The organism is Halomonas salsilacus (genome assembly GCF_051216275.1).
Taxonomy (GTDB): Bacteria; Pseudomonadota; Gammaproteobacteria; order Pseudomonadales; family Halomonadaceae; genus Halomonas.
The window spans coordinates 220,072-235,009 of sequence record NZ_JBPKAQ010000006.1 but is presented as its reverse complement, the minus strand read 5'-3'; the positions used below and the strand labels follow the sequence as shown (position 1 = coordinate 235,009).

The window sequence follows — 14,938 nt, the reverse complement described above, 5'->3', positions numbered from 1 at the left end:
CAAGGAACGCAGGCGGCATGGATACGACTTCCCCTCGGCAGAACCTCGGCATCAGCGCCTACCGCTGGCTCAAGCAGGACATCATCCGCGGGGCCTTCCAGCCCGGCGAGAAGTTGCTGATGAGCCGGCTCAAGGAGCGCTACGACCTGGGCGTAGGCCCGCTGCGCGAGGCGCTCTCGCAGCTGGTGGCCGAACGCCTGGTGGTGGCGATCAGCCAGCGCGGCTATCGGGTCGCGCCCATGTCGCTGGCCGAACTGGCCGACCTATATGACGCCCGCGCCGAGCTCGAGGGGCTGGTGCTGAGGCTGGCCATCGAGCGCGGCGACGACGCCTGGGAGGCCGGCGTCCTGGCCCGGGCCCACACTCTCGCCAAGGTGATGGAGGTGAACAGCCCCGACGAGCTGCTCGACGTCTGGGACGCTCGCCACAAGGCCTTCCATACCGCCATCGCCAGTGGCTGTCGCTCACCTCACCTGCTGCAGGTGCGCGAGGGCCTGTTCGATCAGGTGGAACGCTATCGGCACCTGTGGCTGCGCGCGACGGTGTTCTCGGAGCGGGCCCTGGCGCGCAAGCGTGAGGAGCATACCGCCCTGGTGGAAGTGATCCTGGCCCGCGACGTCGAGCGCGCCGCCGAGATGATGCGCGAGCACCTGATGACCCCGGTGCCGATCATCATCGAGGCCATGCAGCGCCAGGGGCTGGCCTGAACTCATGGAATGAGCATCATCCGGCCAGCTTGAGACCCACCAGGCCGGCAAGGATCAGCACCAGGCTGAGCAGGCGCAGCGGCGAGGCGCTGTCGCCGTAGATCAGGATACCGAGCAGCACCGTGCCCACCGCGCCGATGCCCACCCAAACGGCATAGGCCGTGCCCACCGGCAGCACCTTCATCGCCTGAGCCAGCAGGAAGAAGCTGGCCACCATCGCCAGCACGGTCAATACGCTCGGCACGGGACGGGTGAAGCCCGCCGAGGCCTTCAGTCCCAATGCCCAGGCCACCTCGAGAAGACCGGCCACCAACACCAGCACCCACGCCATATCAAAGATTCCAAACGGGTCGGGGCCGTCCCCGCAACGCCAGGCGCGCACCGGGTCGTCCCGGCCACGAAACTCGAGCCGCGCATGCTAGCACCTCGGGCGGGCTTTTCAAGCCAGCCCAGGCTGTCACGCGGGCGTCACCAACCGCTGACAGACTGGCAGGTGACAGAATGTAACAATCGATTTACCCTTGACAGACACCCGCCCGAGGATGGGCATGCTGGAGAAGACGAGATGCCCCACCTGCTGAGATTTTCCCGCGACCTGGAAGCCCGCTTCGATGTCCTCGCCGAGGCCACGGGCCTTGGCAAGACGGAGCTGATCACCCGCTGTGTGGAGGTCGGTGTACAAGCCCTCGAGCACCAACTGCTGGTCGAGCGCGGCGGCGCCCCGCTGGCCGAGCGCAGCATCGACCAGGTGCTTCGGGAAAGCGGCCTGGGCGCCTGAGCCGATCGCGTGACTCGATAGCGTTACCCGATCGCTTGACCCCACAGGCCCGGCCCGCCGTCAAGCTACCCTCTCAGCTAGCGAAGGACGCGCAGAAGCGCCGATGCTCCATCAGCGCCCGCTCGCCGGAAACGGCCACCAGGTGCACCTCCTGGCCCGGCAGGCACTGGGCCAGTCGCGCGGCGGCCAGCGGCGTCAGCGCGCCCAGGCGGGGGTAGCCGCCAATGGTCTGGCGGTCATTGAGCAGCGCGATGGGCTGGCCGTCCGGCGGCACCTGCACCGCCCCCAGCCCGATCCCCTCCGAGACCAGCGAGCCGATCCGGCACTGCAGCCGCGGCCCGATGAGCCGTATGCCCATGCGATCGGCGCGGTCGTCCACCTGCCAGGCCGCGTTGAAGGCCTGGAACAGGCTCTGGCCGGTAAAGTCGCCGACCTGGGCGCCGGGCAGCAGGGAGAGCCTGGCCGTGGCTCGGTAGTCGAGGCGCGCCTCGTCGGGAGGGGCAATGGGTGAGGCGCCAGCGGTCGACGGTTTCCCTACCCCCAGGCGGTCCCCCTCGGCCAACTTGCTGCCGCGCCCATCGAAGCCGCCCAGCCCCTCACGCACCACGCAGGCCACGCTGCCTAGCACCGGCTCGGCGACGAAGCCGCCGGCCACCGCCAGGTAGGCGCGCAGGCCATTGGCGGGGGCGGCAAAGACCAGCCGCTGGCCTTCTCGGCATTGGACGCGTTCCCAGAGCGGCAGCGCCTTGCCCTCGAGGGTGGCGCCCAGGTCGGCGCCGGCCACGGCAAGCGTCAGGTCCCGCTCGGCGACCAGGGTCAGCCCACCGAAGGTGACCTCCAGCGCGGCGGTTCCCCAGGGGTTGCCCGCCAGGCGGTTGGCCCAGGCCCAGCCGTGGAGATCGGCCGGTCCGCCCTGGGTCACGCCCAGACGCCTCACGCCGAAGCGCCCGGCATCTTGCAGCAGCGCCAGGGGGCCGGCGCGTTCGACGCGAACCCCGATAGCGGTCTCTCTTTTCCTAATCGCCCATTTCATCGCCCCGCCTCCATGGGCGTGGTGTCGCCTCCCTGGGCCTCGAAGATCTGCCTATCCACCGGCACGAAGCGCACCCGGTCGCCCACGGAAAGCAGGCTGAAGCCCTCGCGGTCGCGATCGAACAGCCTCGCCGAGGTGCGCCCCAGCAGGTTCCAGCCGCCCGGCGTCACCGCCGGATAGGCCGCCGTCTGCCGCCCGGCGATGGCCACGCTGTTCACCGGCACCCGCTGTCGCGGTGTCGCGAGACGCGGCACCTCCAGGCGCTCGTCCAGCAGCCCCATGAAGGCGAAGCCGGGGGCGAAGCCCAGGGCGAAGACGCGGTAGAGCGTGCCCGCATGGCAGTCGATCACCGCCCCCACCGAGAGCCCCGTGTGCTCGGCGACCCGCGCCAGGTCGGGCCCTACGCTCTGGTCGTACCAGGTGGCCAGCTCACGCACCTCGCCGTCATCGGTCTGCTTATCGGGAGCGAGATCGCCCAGCAGTTCAAGCAGCCGGCGGCGCGCCTCCCCGGGGGAGAGCTTGAGCGGATCGAAGACCACCAGCAGGGTGGTATAGGAGGGCACCAGATCCACCAGGGCCTCGCCGAAGGCCGCCTCGCAGCGCCGAGTCAGGGGGGTGATCCAGGCCAGGTTGGTCTCTTCGATGCGTTCGAACAGACGCACCATCCAGCCATCCAGCCCGGCCGACTCGAGCCTTGGCAGGCGCGCGCCCTCCCCGCTCATGTCGCCGCCCCGAGCGCGTCCAGGGCCTCTCGAATCGCCCTCACCGCAGCGATGGACTCGGGGTTGTCGCCGTGGACGCAGAGGGTGTCGGCGGCCAGCACGAGCTCGCTGCCGTCGCTGGCGGTCAGGGGAATCCCCCGGGCGATGCGCGTCGCCTGGTCGACGATCACCTCCGGGTCGTGATGGACGGCGCCCACCTCGCGGCGTGAGACCAGTCGACCCTCGCCGTCATAGGCGCGGTCGGCGAAGGCCTCGAACCACAGGGTGACGCCCTGCTCGGCCGCAAGCCGGCTCACCACCGCGGTATCCCGGGTGGCCATGGTCATCAGCGGCAGCGACGGGTCGAAGGCCAGGATGGCCCGCATCACCGCCATCATGATCTCCGGGTCGCGGGCCATGTCGTTGTAGAGCGCGCCATGGGGCTTCACATAGCTGACCTCGACCCCCTCCGCCCGACAGATGCCGGCCAGGGCGCCCAGCTGGTAGAGCACCAGGTTCTCGATCTCCTCCGCGGTGCAGGCCAGGTAGCGACGCCCGAAGCCGACCAGGTCGGGGTAGGCGGGGTGGGCGCCCACCCGCACCCCGTGCTTGCGCGCCAGGCGCACCGTCATGCGGATGACGTCGGGGTCGGAGGCGTGAAAGCCGCAGGCGACATTGGCGAGATGGACGTGGGGCATCACCTCGTGATCCATTCCCATCACCCAGGGGCCGAAGCTCTCCCCCATGTCGGCGTTGAGCAGAATAGCTGTCATGAATGACCTCCTTGCAGAACAGGATTGGGAAACGGGGCCGGTCGAATCGCTACCCGACAGCCTAGAAGATGTTCGACCGCTCGTACTGCCTCGGCCACGCCACGTTGCGGGCCTTCAGCGCCTCGGCGGCCCGCAGGGGCCAGACCGGATCGGCCAGCAGGGCGCGCCCGAGGATCACCAGATCGGCCTGGCCATTGGCCAGCACCGATTCGGCGAGGTCGGGGCTATGGATCAGGCACACGGCGCCGGTGGCGATCCCGGATCTGGCGCGCACCGCCTGGGCCAAGGGCACCTGGTAGCCGGGGTGGATGGGGATGGCCTGGCGGGGGTCGTTACCGCCCGAGGAGCAGTCGATCAGATCGACCTGGCCACGCTCCTTGAGCAGCGAGGCCAGTCTAACCGTCTGCACCAGATCCCAGCCCCCCTCGACCCAGTCGGTACAGGAGATACGCAGGAACAGCGGCAGCTCCTCCGGCCACTCCGCCCGGGTCGCCTCGATCGATTCGAGCAGGAAGCGGATGCGCCCCTCGAAGCTGCCGCCATAGGCATCATCGCGCCGATTGCTCAGCGGCGACAGGAACTGGTGGATCAGATAGCCATGGGCACCGTGCAGTTCCAGGGCCTTAAAGCCGGCCTCCCGGGCGCGGCGCACGCTGGCCCCGAGATCAGCGAGAGACTCGCCGATCCGGTCCAGCGACATCGCCTCGGGTGTCGCCCATCCCCGGGCATAGGGGAGTGGCGAGGCCGACACCAGATCTGCCCATCCCCCCTCGGCGGGCGTCAGGGGGCGAGCCCCCTCCCAGGGGCGCCCCACCGACGCCTTGCGCCCGGCGTGGCCCAGCTGAATTCCCGGCACGGCGCCCTGGGCCTCTACGAAGGTGGCGATGCGTGCCAGGCGATCGCGCTGCTCATCGTTCCAGAGCCCTAGGCAGTGCGGGGTGATTCTCCCCCTGGGCTCGATATGCACCGCCTCGGTGAATACCCAACCGGCGCCGCCGGCCGCCCTGGCGCCGAGGTGCATGAAGTGCCAGTCGTTGGAGAACCCATCATCTCCCGAGTACTGGCACATGGGGGAGAGCATGATCCGGTTGCGCGCCTTGACCGAGCGGAACTGCACGGGGCGGAAGAGATGGGGGTCGGGGTCGCGGCGCAGTATCCGACGCTCGTCTTCCCCGCCGGAGCGCGAGTCGATGACGGCGCCGGGCTCTGTCGGGGTCGAGGCGTGATCGGTCATTGGCATGACTCCTTGTTGTCGGATTCCGTGTCAGCGATCGACCGCGCCGTAACGGCTGGCATAGGCACGCCGGAATCGCCGCTGGCTGATCATGAAGAGCGTCGCGCTGACGCTCATGGAGGCCAGCAGCGAAAGCAGGAAGACCGCCATCGGGGGCAGGTGGCCAACCAGGGTGGCGGTCACCACGCCGAAGGCGACCAGGCTCAGCATGCCTTTCTGGGCAATGCTAACGGTGGCACGGGCCACATCGGGCCCGTAGCGCCCATGCAGGGTCCAGCCGATGGTGAAGAGCCCCACCGGGAACCCTACCAGCATGCCGGAGAGCAGCGGCCCCGACTTGACCGCCAGGGTGGTCGCCACGCTCACCAGCACGCCGGCCAGCAGCCCCCTCAGCACCAGGTCGAACCAGCCGGAGCGGGCCACGATGACCGGCTGACGCAGCCGCAGCGCCCGCCTGACCCCCTCGGCCACCAGCAGCATGCCCAGATACATCAGCACCGCGACCCCGACGCCCCCTGGCACCCGCGAGAACAGCAGCGCCGCGGGTACCCAGAAGAGCGTGGCGATGCCCAGGCTGGCCAGGGCACTCAGGCGCCCGGCCGTCACCACGAAGCTGATGCTGAACAGCAGGGTGGCGACCAGGGCGTGCAGGGTCGAGAGGGCCGCGGTCTGGATGAATGCCGTCGAATGCTCCTGAAGCATGAAGAAGTAGCCGGGCCCCAGGATGATGGGGGTCCCGGCGATGATGCCGCCCAGCCGCGGCCCCAGCCTGCCGACCGCCAGGGAGACCCCGATCACCACGGCCGCCGTCGCGACCAGCTTGGCGAACAGGACGATCAGCACCGGACTATCACGCGATCACCGGCAGCGTCTGTACCCGGTAACCATGGGCCAGGGTGCGGCCACGGAGAGGATCCTCGAGTACCATGCAGAAGGCCTCGGCGGCGCGCACGCCCCCGATCACCGGCAGGGTGCCACAGAGCATGACCTGGCCGGGGTCCAGTCGCGTCTGCTCGAGCCCGAATCGCCGCAGCAGCTCGGCTGGCGGCAGCAGCCCGGTCACCCTGCCCTGCTGATAGAGCACCTCCTGCCCATCGATGGTGGCCCAGGAGGACATCGTCAGCTCGTCCCAGTGGTCGATCACCTCCTCGAGGGGCCACACCTGCCGACCCACCGGCTTGGCGCAGACCTGCTTGGAGTGCGCCACCGACCAGGCCTCCGCCTCCCGGTCGGTATGGTCGGAGCCGATGCCCACCAGAGTGCCCTGGGGTGAGCCGATCAGCACCACTTCCACCTCACCGCTGCTCGCATCGCCCAGCACTTGGATGGTGTCGGCGGTGGTCAGCTGGTCGGCGGAGACGCGGTAGAAGAGCGGCGTGCTGGAGGGCGGGGTGACCCCGATCTCCCGAAGCTCCTCGATATGCTCGTCGATGGCGGCCTGCTCGCGGCCGGCCCAGCCGGCGATGATCAGCTCTCGGGTCTCGACCTCCAGGGTCTCGCCGCTGTCCGCCAGTTGAAATGTCGTCATGGGGTGGCTCCTGTCTCTCGGTGTGTTGTGATGTGCCGAGCCGCCTGTCGGAGGGTCTCCTGTCGAGACAGCCCGGAAGAGTGCAACGCTCCTCGCGTCCCGATCACCCCAGCAGGTTCGGCAGGTACATGGCCAGCGCCGGGAAGAGAATCAGCAAGATGGCCATCACGAACATGAAGCCAACATAGGGCATGGCGCCGAGCATCACATCGTTGAAGGAACCGCCCTGTCTCACCCCCTGCACCACATAGAGGTTGAGCCCCACCGGCGGGGTGATCAGCGCCATCTCGATCAGCAGAATCAGCAGGATGCCGAACCACACCGGATCGAACCCCATGCCGATGATGATAGGGGCAACGATCGGGATGGTGATCACCATCAGCGACAACGTCTCGATGAAGAAGCCGAGCACGATGTAGAGCGCGATCACCAGCATCAGCGTGGCATAGGGCCCGAGGCCCGCCGCCTCCAGGAATCCGGTCAGCTCACGGGTCACCCCGGTGGAGGCGAGCACGAAGTTGAGGAAGTAGGAGGCGATGATGATCAGCATGATCATGCCCGTGGTGCGCATTGTGCCATCGAGCGCCTGGACGATGATCGACAGCGACAGCTTGCGCATGAACGCCGCAATCAGCAGCGCCCCGATCACTCCGAGGGAGGCCGCCTCGGTCGGGGTCGCCAGCCCGGCGTAGATCGACCCGACCACCACGCCGAACAGGATCAGCACCGGTACGAGATGCCTGAGGCCTGAAATACGTTCCGACCAGGTGTGCGAACTGCTGGGGCCACCGAGGCTCGGACGCCACATGCAGAGCAACGCGGTGCCCACCATGAACAGCAGGGCCAGCAGCAGACCCGGCACCAGCCCGGCGGCGAAGAGCTTGGGGATCGAAGTCTCGGTCAGGAAACCGTAGACGATCAGGTTGATGGAGGGAGGAATCATGATGCCCAGGGTGCCCCCGGCCGCGATCGATCCGGTGAACAGCTTGGGATCGTAGTTCATCGCCTTGCCCTGAGGGAGCGCCACGGTGCCGATGGTCGCCGCGGTGGCAACGCTGGAACCGGACGTCGCCGAGAACAGCGTCGCCGTGCCGATATTGGCATGCAGCAGACCACCCGGCAGCCAGGAGAGCCAGCTTTCCAGCGCTCGATAGGTGCCCTTGGCGATCCCGGTGCGCACCAGGATTTCACCCAGCAGGATGAACAGGGGAATGGCGATCAGCAGGAAGCTGTCTGACGCCGACCAGATGACATCCCCCATGGCGCGGGAAAGGGGAAAGGGCGAGTAGACTTCATCGAGGAACAGGCCAAGCACGATCAGGGTGGCCGCCACCGGAATGCTCAACACCAGCAGCACGAGCAGGATCAGCAAGGTCGTAAGGATCATGAGGTAGCCTCGTGGTTTTCATCGCTGATCTGCTCATCGAGCGTCGGACTGCCGGCAAGCTGCTGAACGCCTTCCACATCCCCCGCCACGAGCCCCAGCAGGACACGCAGCACCATCAGGCCAACGGCCAGGCTGAACCAGCCAAGGCCGATCACCCACAGGAACTGCGGGATCCATATCGGCGTCCCCAGCGGCGTGTTGGCGGTGGCACCCGCGAGGTAGGAATCCTTGGCGACCTCGAAGGCGGCCCCCGCCACGAGAATGCAGAACCACGCCATGGCCAGCAGGGCGAGCAGGTCCAGCACGCCGCGGACACGAATGGGGAGGTTGAGATAGAGCGCATCGATCCGGATGTGTGCCTTGCGCATCAGGGTGTAGGCAAATGCCCAGCTGGTACTGATCGCCATGACATAGCCGGTCAGTTCGGTGGCATGGACCGCAGAGCGTCCCACCAGCTGGCGCGAGAACACCTCGATGGTGACCAGCACCACGGTCATGAGGATCAACACGCCCCCTGCCCGCGCCATCCATAACGAGCCCACCTGTACGCCGTCGAGCACCCGGTCGAGAGTGGTATTGATGGTTTGCAACATGTCACTCTCCAGGGCGAGGCCGGGCCGCCAGGCAGCCCGGTCGCCAATGGTTGGGCGAACACGGTCCGGTCGAGCAGGGCGTGTCCGTGGCTGCTTACTTGTTCGCGGTCAGGCCCGTTACGGCACCGATGGTCTCGTTCCAGCGATCCACCCACTCCTGGTCTACGCGGTTGGCCCAGTTGGGCAGCAGGGTTTCCTCGAGATGACGCGTCGCCTCGGTGTAGTCCTCATCCGTTGCCTCGACCAGCACCATGCTGCCGGGGTCGCCTCGGGTGCACTCCCCTTCACCGGTCAGGCAGGCGATGCCCTCGCGGGTCTCCTCCACGGCGGATTCCCACACCGGATTCTCGTAGTTGTCGCGAATCTCGGCGGTCAGCCACTCCTGGGTCTCGGCGGACAGGGAGTCCCACTTGTTGCCGTTCATGGCCGTGACCACATGGTCCCAGCCGCCCACGGGCAGCGGATAGAGATGGGTGGATACCTCATACCAGCCGGAGCTGTAACCTGAAAGCGACCCCGTTACGGCGCAGTCGATGACCCCACGCTGAAGCGCACCGGGCACCTCGCTGAAGTTCAGCGTGATCCCCTCGGCGCCCAGCGCCTCGAGGAACTCGGCGGTGGTCCTGCCGCTGGCGCGCACCTTCTTGCCGGCCAGGTCGCCGAGTCCATCGATGGCGACGTTGCAGAAGACCATCTGCGACGGATAGGGAACCACGGCAAGCAGGTGCGCATCGCGATAGCGCTTGGCGAAGGCATCGGCCAGTACCGGACGGTAGGCATCGGCTACCTCTCGCGCCGTCTCGACGTCCGGCGCGATCATCGGCATGTCCAGGCCCTCCAGCTCCGGCGCATCCTGCACGGCATAGTTGATAACCGTAGAGGCCACCTCGATCACATCGCGACTCATCAGGCGGTATACCTCACCGCCCCCCAAGCCCATCTGATCGAAGGTGGTAACACTGGTCGTGATCCGCCCCCCCGAGGCCTCGGGCAGGTGACGCTCCCAGAAGGGACGCTCGAAGTTTTGGTAGAGCGACAGGCTACTCCAGCTGCCAACGTAGGCGATACTGGTCTCGTCCAGCTCCTGTGCCGGGGCCTGGGAAGCGGCCACCAGCATGCCGGCAGCCACAGCAGTCACAAGGCGTTTGGTTGTCATCATGGGAGGTACCTCTGTTGGAGTTGTTGGTTTTCCAGGGGTTACAGCAGTGCCAGGCGGCTGTCGGGAATATCCGTGATCAGCATATGACCCGGACTGTGGGTGATGGCGAACGTGATGCCGGACTCGATCAGGACCTGCTGGGGCGTCACCCCGCAGGCCCAGAACACCGGAATCTCGTCCTCGCCAACCGTCACCGCCTCGCCGTAGTCGGGTATGCGGAGGTCCTTGATCCCGATCAGTGCAGGATCGCCCAGGTGCACCGGCGCACCGTGCGCCTGGGGATAGCGGGTGGTGATCTGGATGGACCGGATGGCATCGGCCGCCCGGTAGGGGCGCATGGAGACCACCAGCCGACCGCCGAAGCCCCCTGCCGACGTCAGCGGCACGGAGGTGTTGTACATCGGAACATTGCGTCCCTCATCGATGTGACGCACCGGAAGACCATCCAGCGCCAGCGCATGCTCGAAGGTGAAGGAACAGCCCAGCGCAAAGGTCACCAGATCATCACGCCAGATGTCCGAGACGTCATGCACCGTTTCGTCGAGGCGACCGTCGCGATAGATACAGTAGGCGGGAACGTCACGGGCGATATCCAGATCCTCCCCCAGGACGTGACAGCCGCGCTCGCCTGGTTCGCTGACGGCCAGCAAGGGGCAAGGCTTGGGATTGGACTGGCAGAAGCGAAGGAACCCGTTGGCCTGGGGCTCGGGAAGGATCACCAGATTGACCTGGACGTATCCCTTGGCGAGCCCGGCGGTCGGCCCGACGAGGGTGCCGTGGCGGGCGGCGAGACGGACGGCTCGCGGACCGTCATCGCCATGGGGGAGTGTTGTTGGGGTCATTGTTATGCCTCTCCATGCGGTCATGACAAGATAGGGCAGAACAATTGATCACATCAAATCGATAATTAAGATCACTTTTGATCAACAAAGCTGATCAGCCTGCTGCCAACCGTGGGTCCCGTCCCCTTCCGCCACCGTGGCAAGCGCCAGCTCGGCCACTGCGCGGACCACGCCGGCGCCGGGTGAGGCGCTGTAGGCCGTGCTGAACACCAGGTCCGGGAGAGCGGCCTCGACCTGGAACTCCCGAAGCACCCCGGTGGCGAGCTCCCGGGTGAGTATCTCGCGCGGCAGGGCACTGATGCCGAGGCCATCCACCGTCATCCTGATGATGGTCGAGAGCGACGAGCTCGAGTGGATCTGCGTGGGGTGGTTCGTGGGGGTCACGAGGGAGCGGATATTGGCATAGGGCTCGCTGCGCCGCGGATAGGTGATGATCGGGATCCTGGACAGGTTCGCCAGGCTGATCGGCTCCGCCGGCAGGGCGATCATCGGGCTGGTCACCCAGACCAGGGAGTACCGGCAGAAGGGACGGCTGACGAAATCGGGCTGGTTGACCTCACCGATCAGGAAGGCGATATCGATCTCCCGGCTGGTAAGCTTATCGGCCAGGTTGACGGAGATGTCCACATCCAGCTCGAGGTTGATGGCCGGGTATGCCTCGCTGATCTTCTCGATCAGTCGCGGCAGCCAGGTGTAGGCGATGGTCTCCGAGACGCCCAGGCGGATGGTGCCGTGGATGGCATCGGGCCTCGCGACAGTTTCCAGGAGCTCGGAGTGCAACTGGAGGATCTTCTCCGCATAGACCAGCAGCTGGCGGCCCTTGGCCGTCAGGACCGCCTTCCTGCCCGTGCGATCGAACAGTTCGGTGCGCAGCTCATCTTCCAGGCTGCAAATCCTGGCGGAGATGGTGGGCTGGGAGGCATAGAGCCGCTTGGCGGTGGCCCGGAAGCTGCCCAGCCGGGCGATCCACACGAAGGTTTCCAGCGTCCTGATGTTCATCGGACTCCTCCTCGACCCGCGAAATCACGGTGACGGCGAGCTTCACCGGCAGGGCATATCGATCACGGATACCGTCGCATTGATAGGAGAAACGTATCACATCCGGTGCCGAACGACGGGCACCGTTTAGAGATTGTCGAAACGCCGGCCGGCCGGCCGGCCGGGCAGCTGCTAGGCTTCGGAGTGTTCCGACACCCGCCACAGGCATTCCACAAGAGGTCCTCGTGATGAGTCCATGTCGCTTCAAGCCGCTGCTGATCCCCCTCTCCGTGCTGGCCATTGCTGCTACCGCCCAGGCCGCCGAATGGAATATGGCCACGCCCTACGGGGACGCCAGCTTCCACACCCAGAACGTCAAGCAGTTTGCCGAGGACGTAGCCGAGGCCACCGACGGAGAACTGCGTATCAACGTCCACAGCGGGGGCTCGCTGGTGGCCCACGGCGAGATCAAACCGTCGGTGCGCCGCGGCACCATCGAGGGGGGCGAGATCTTCCTGTCGATCCTATCCAACGAAGATCCGATCTTCGAGATCGATACCCTGCCCGGCGTGGCCGGCAGCTACGAGGAGGCCATGGCGCTGTGGGAGACCACGCGGCCGATGATCGGCGAGCTGTTCGCGGCGGAGGGCCTGATGCCCCTCTATGCGGTGGCCTGGCCGGCCCAAGGCCTGTACACCCGCACGGAGATCGCCGACCCCGAGCAGTTCGAGGGCCTACGCGTGCGGGCGCCCAACATCAACACCCAGCGCTTCGTGCAGAATCTGGGTGGCAGCCCCACTGAGACCGAGGAGTCGGACATCCCCACCGCCTTCAGCACCGGCCGGGTGGACGCCATGATTACCTCCAGCGCCACCGGCAACGCCATGACCGCCTGGGACTACCTCTCCTTCTACACCGACGCCAATCTGTGGCTGCCCAAGAACATCGTCTTCATCAACCAGCGCGCCTTCGACCGCCTGGGTGAGGCCACACAGGAGGCCCTGCTGGAGGCGGCGGGACGCGCTGAGGAGAGAGGCTGGCAGATGAGCCGTGACAACAACGAGACCAGCCTTGCGGCCCTGCAGGACAACGGCGTCTCGGTAGTGGCACCCAACGAAGCGGTCGCCGAGGCCCTGCAGGCGGCCGGCGACCGGCTCTTCACCGACTGGCAGGAACGCGCCAGCGAGGAGGCGCTGGAACTGCTCGAGGTCTACCGCGCCGAGTTGGAGGAGTGAGCAATGCGCCCGCGATGAAGCCGTCACGAGCAAGAGCGACGTGAGCCCCGGCCGTCTCGGCGACGCTTCGCCGCGGCGGCCCGACAGGAGCCTGCCATGACCTTCAAGTTTGCGCTGCTCTATCGCCTGGGCGCCTGGGGGGCTGCCGCCTGCATGGTGACGATCTGCACCCTGGTGGCCCTGCAGGTGACCTTCCGGTTGCTGGATGCCCTGCTGATCCTGGTCGGATCGCGCCGGCTCGGCCTCGGTATCACCGGCGTCTCGGAAATCGCCGCCTACCTGCTGGTGGGGGCGACCTTCCTGGGGCTCGCCTACACCTTCGTCCATCACGCCCATATCCGGGTGACCCTGCTCATCTCTCGACTACCCTCCCGGATCCGGGTCTGGTTCGAGGTAGCCTGCCTGATCGTGGCACTGGCCATCAGCCTGCTGCTGGGATACGGCCTCATCGAACTGGCCCGCGAGAGCCTGCAGTACGGGGACGTCTCCTCGGGGTTCCTGTCGATTCCACTGTGGATTCCCCAGACCGTGCTGGCAACCGGTGTCGGGCTGCTCTGCCTGGCATTGGCCGAGGCCTTGGTGATCACGCTGCGCATCGCGGCCCGGGACCCCGACAGCTTCCGCGAGTTCACCGCCGGCGACGACAGCGACCTGCCGTGAACCCAGCCCAACCGGAGTCACCACCGTGCTGATCCTCAGCCTGGCCAGCATTGTCACCCTGGCGATTCTCCTCGGCAGCGGCGTCTGGATCGCCTTCGCCCTGATCGGCACCGCCTGGGTCGCCCTGGCCTTCTTCACCCCCTTCGCCCCCGGCCCCATCCTGGCCTCGGACTTCTGGGGGGCCAGCTACGGTTGGGATCTGACCGCCCTGCCGATGTTCATCTGGATGGGCGAGATTCTGTTCCGCTCGGGGCTGGCCGACAACATGTTCCGCGGCCTGTCGCCCTGGCTGAACCGCCTGCCCGGCCGGCTGCTGCACACCAACATCATCGGCAGCGGCATGTTCGCCGCCGTCTGCGGCTCGTCGGCGGCGACCTGCGCCACGGTCGGCAAGATGACGCTGCCGGAGCTGGAGCGACGCGGCTACGACCCGCAGATGGCCATCGGCACCCTGGCCAGCGCCTCCACCCTGGGGCTCCTGATCCCCCCCTCGATCGTGCTGATCGTCTACGGGGTGGTCACCGAGCAGTCCATCTCCCGGCTGTTCATGGCCGGCGTCGGCCCTGGGCTGATGATCCTCGGGCTCTTCATGAGCTACCTGATCCTCTGGGCACTACTCAAGGGCAACCGCCAGGGGCTGACCGGTGAGGACGAATCCTCGTTGCCGCTGGCCCAGAAGCTGCGTCAGACCTGGTCGCTGCTGCCCATCCTTGCGCTGATCGGTGGGATCATCTTCAGCATCTATGGCGGATTGGCTTCACCCACCGAGGCGGCGGCCGTGGGCGTGGTGCTGTCGATGCTGATCGCTCGCATGAACGGGCACTTCGGGAAGGCCATCTTCCTGGACTCGCTGTTCGCCGCCATCCGCACCGCCTGCATGATCGCCTTCATCATTGCCGGCGCATCATTCCTCACCTCCGCGATGGGCTTCACCCAGGTGCCCATGCAGCTCGCCCGGGCCATCGGCGAGATGGGGCTCTCACCCACCCTGCTGCTGGTGGCGCTGACCCTGCTGCTGCTGATCATGGGCTGCTTCCTGGACGGGATCTCCTTGATCCTGCTGGTTACGGCGATCATCATGCCGGTGATCAGCGCCGCCGGCTTCGACCTGATCTGGTTCGGTATCTACCTGGTGATCGTGGTGGAGATGTCCCAGATCACCCCGCCGGTGGGCTTCAACCTGTTCGTGATCCAGGGACTGACGGGCAAGGACATCCTGACCATCACCCGGGCCACCCTGCCCTTCTTCCTGCTGATGCTGCTGGCCATCGCCCTGATGCACCTGTTCCCGGAGATCGCCCTCTACCTGCCCGAGGCCATGAATCGCTGA

17 protein-coding genes are annotated in these 14,938 nt (G+C 66.7%); 5 read left to right on the top strand and 12 right to left on the bottom strand.

Features of this window, described 5'->3' with window-relative positions; genetic code table 11:
• Positions 1-17: 17 nt before the first annotated feature.
• Positions 18-707: a DNA-binding transcriptional regulator CsiR gene (gene csiR / locus ACR80S_RS11085; protein ID WP_435398999.1), complete on the top strand. Its 690-nt coding sequence runs from the start codon at positions 18-20 to the stop codon at positions 705-707.
• Between the two features lie 16 nt (positions 708-723).
• Here the strand turns inward: csiR and sugE are convergent, their stop codons facing one another.
• Positions 724-1,038, bottom strand: coding sequence for a quaternary ammonium compound efflux SMR transporter SugE (sugE, locus tag ACR80S_RS11080; protein WP_435399000.1), 315 nt, complete (start codon positions 1,036-1,038; stop codon positions 724-726).
• 234 nt (positions 1,039-1,272) lie between these two features.
• On the opposite strand from sugE, the gene ACR80S_RS11075 reads away from it, so the two are divergent.
• Complete coding sequence (locus ACR80S_RS11075; protein ID WP_435399001.1) at positions 1,273-1,485, top strand: hypothetical protein; 213 nt, start codon at positions 1,273-1,275, stop codon at positions 1,483-1,485.
• A 73-nt stretch (positions 1,486-1,558) separates the two neighbouring features.
• On the opposite strand, the gene ACR80S_RS11070 is transcribed toward ACR80S_RS11075, so the two are convergent.
• From ACR80S_RS11070 to ACR80S_RS11020, 11 genes are all read right to left on the bottom strand, one after another.
• The gene (locus ACR80S_RS11070; RefSeq protein ID WP_435403194.1) at positions 1,559-2,518 is read right to left on the bottom strand and encodes a 5-oxoprolinase subunit C family protein; all 960 of its coding nucleotides are present in this window, start codon (positions 2,516-2,518) and stop codon (positions 1,559-1,561) included.
• Positions 2,515-3,240, bottom strand: a complete 726-nt coding sequence (locus ACR80S_RS11065; protein ID WP_435399003.1) for a 5-oxoprolinase subunit B family protein — start codon at positions 3,238-3,240, stop codon at positions 2,515-2,517. The genes ACR80S_RS11070 and ACR80S_RS11065 overlap by 4 nt, the downstream gene beginning before the upstream one ends.
• A complete protein-coding gene (locus ACR80S_RS11060) occupies positions 3,237-3,992 on the bottom strand; it encodes a 5-oxoprolinase subunit PxpA (protein WP_435403193.1) in 756 nt (251 codons plus the stop codon). Before ACR80S_RS11060 ends, ACR80S_RS11065 begins: the two co-directional genes overlap by 4 nt.
• Positions 3,993-4,053: 61 nt before the next feature.
• Positions 4,054-5,226 (bottom strand): NADH:flavin oxidoreductase/NADH oxidase, encoded by a 1,173-nt coding sequence (locus ACR80S_RS11055; protein WP_435403192.1) that lies wholly within the window; start codon positions 5,224-5,226, stop codon positions 4,054-4,056.
• 30 nt (positions 5,227-5,256) lie between these two features.
• The gene (locus ACR80S_RS11050) at positions 5,257-6,069 is read right to left on the bottom strand and encodes a hypothetical protein (RefSeq protein ID WP_435399006.1); all 813 of its coding nucleotides are present in this window, start codon (positions 6,067-6,069) and stop codon (positions 5,257-5,259) included.
• Between the two features lie 7 nt (positions 6,070-6,076).
• The gene (locus ACR80S_RS11045) at positions 6,077-6,754 is read right to left on the bottom strand and encodes a DUF2848 domain-containing protein (RefSeq protein WP_435399007.1); all 678 of its coding nucleotides are present in this window, start codon (positions 6,752-6,754) and stop codon (positions 6,077-6,079) included.
• A 103-nt stretch (positions 6,755-6,857) separates the two neighbouring features.
• Complete coding sequence (locus ACR80S_RS11040; RefSeq protein WP_435399008.1) at positions 6,858-8,141, bottom strand: TRAP transporter large permease; 1,284 nt, start codon at positions 8,139-8,141, stop codon at positions 6,858-6,860.
• Positions 8,138-8,734, bottom strand: a complete 597-nt coding sequence (locus ACR80S_RS11035; RefSeq protein ID WP_435399009.1) for a TRAP transporter small permease subunit — start codon at positions 8,732-8,734, stop codon at positions 8,138-8,140. The genes ACR80S_RS11040 and ACR80S_RS11035 overlap by 4 nt, the downstream gene beginning before the upstream one ends.
• Before the next feature lie 94 nt (positions 8,735-8,828).
• Positions 8,829-9,893: a TRAP transporter substrate-binding protein gene (locus ACR80S_RS11030; RefSeq protein ID WP_435399010.1), complete on the bottom strand. Its 1,065-nt coding sequence runs from the start codon at positions 9,891-9,893 to the stop codon at positions 8,829-8,831.
• Positions 9,894-9,931: 38 nt separating this feature from the next.
• Positions 9,932-10,735 carry a putative hydro-lyase gene (locus ACR80S_RS11025; protein WP_435399011.1) on the bottom strand — a complete coding sequence of 268 codons (804 nt, stop codon included), beginning with the start codon at positions 10,733-10,735 and terminating at the stop codon, positions 9,932-9,934.
• Between the two features lie 81 nt (positions 10,736-10,816).
• Complete coding sequence (locus tag ACR80S_RS11020; protein ID WP_435403191.1) at positions 10,817-11,734, bottom strand: LysR family transcriptional regulator; 918 nt, start codon at positions 11,732-11,734, stop codon at positions 10,817-10,819.
• A 227-nt stretch (positions 11,735-11,961) separates the two neighbouring features.
• Here ACR80S_RS11020 and ACR80S_RS11015 point away from each other — a divergent pair, with 227 nt between their 5' ends.
• The 3 genes from ACR80S_RS11015 (at position 11,962) to ACR80S_RS11005 (ending at position 14,938) form a co-directional block, all read left to right on the top strand.
• Positions 11,962-12,948, top strand: a complete 987-nt coding sequence (locus ACR80S_RS11015) for a TRAP transporter substrate-binding protein (protein WP_435403190.1) — start codon at positions 11,962-11,964, stop codon at positions 12,946-12,948.
• A gap of 96 nt (positions 12,949-13,044) precedes the next feature.
• Positions 13,045-13,608 carry a TRAP transporter small permease gene (locus ACR80S_RS11010; RefSeq protein ID WP_435399014.1) on the top strand — a complete coding sequence of 188 codons (564 nt, stop codon included), beginning with the start codon at positions 13,045-13,047 and terminating at the stop codon, positions 13,606-13,608.
• A 25-nt stretch (positions 13,609-13,633) separates the two neighbouring features.
• Positions 13,634-14,938, top strand: coding sequence for a TRAP transporter large permease (locus tag ACR80S_RS11005; protein ID WP_435399015.1), 1,305 nt, complete (start codon positions 13,634-13,636; stop codon positions 14,936-14,938).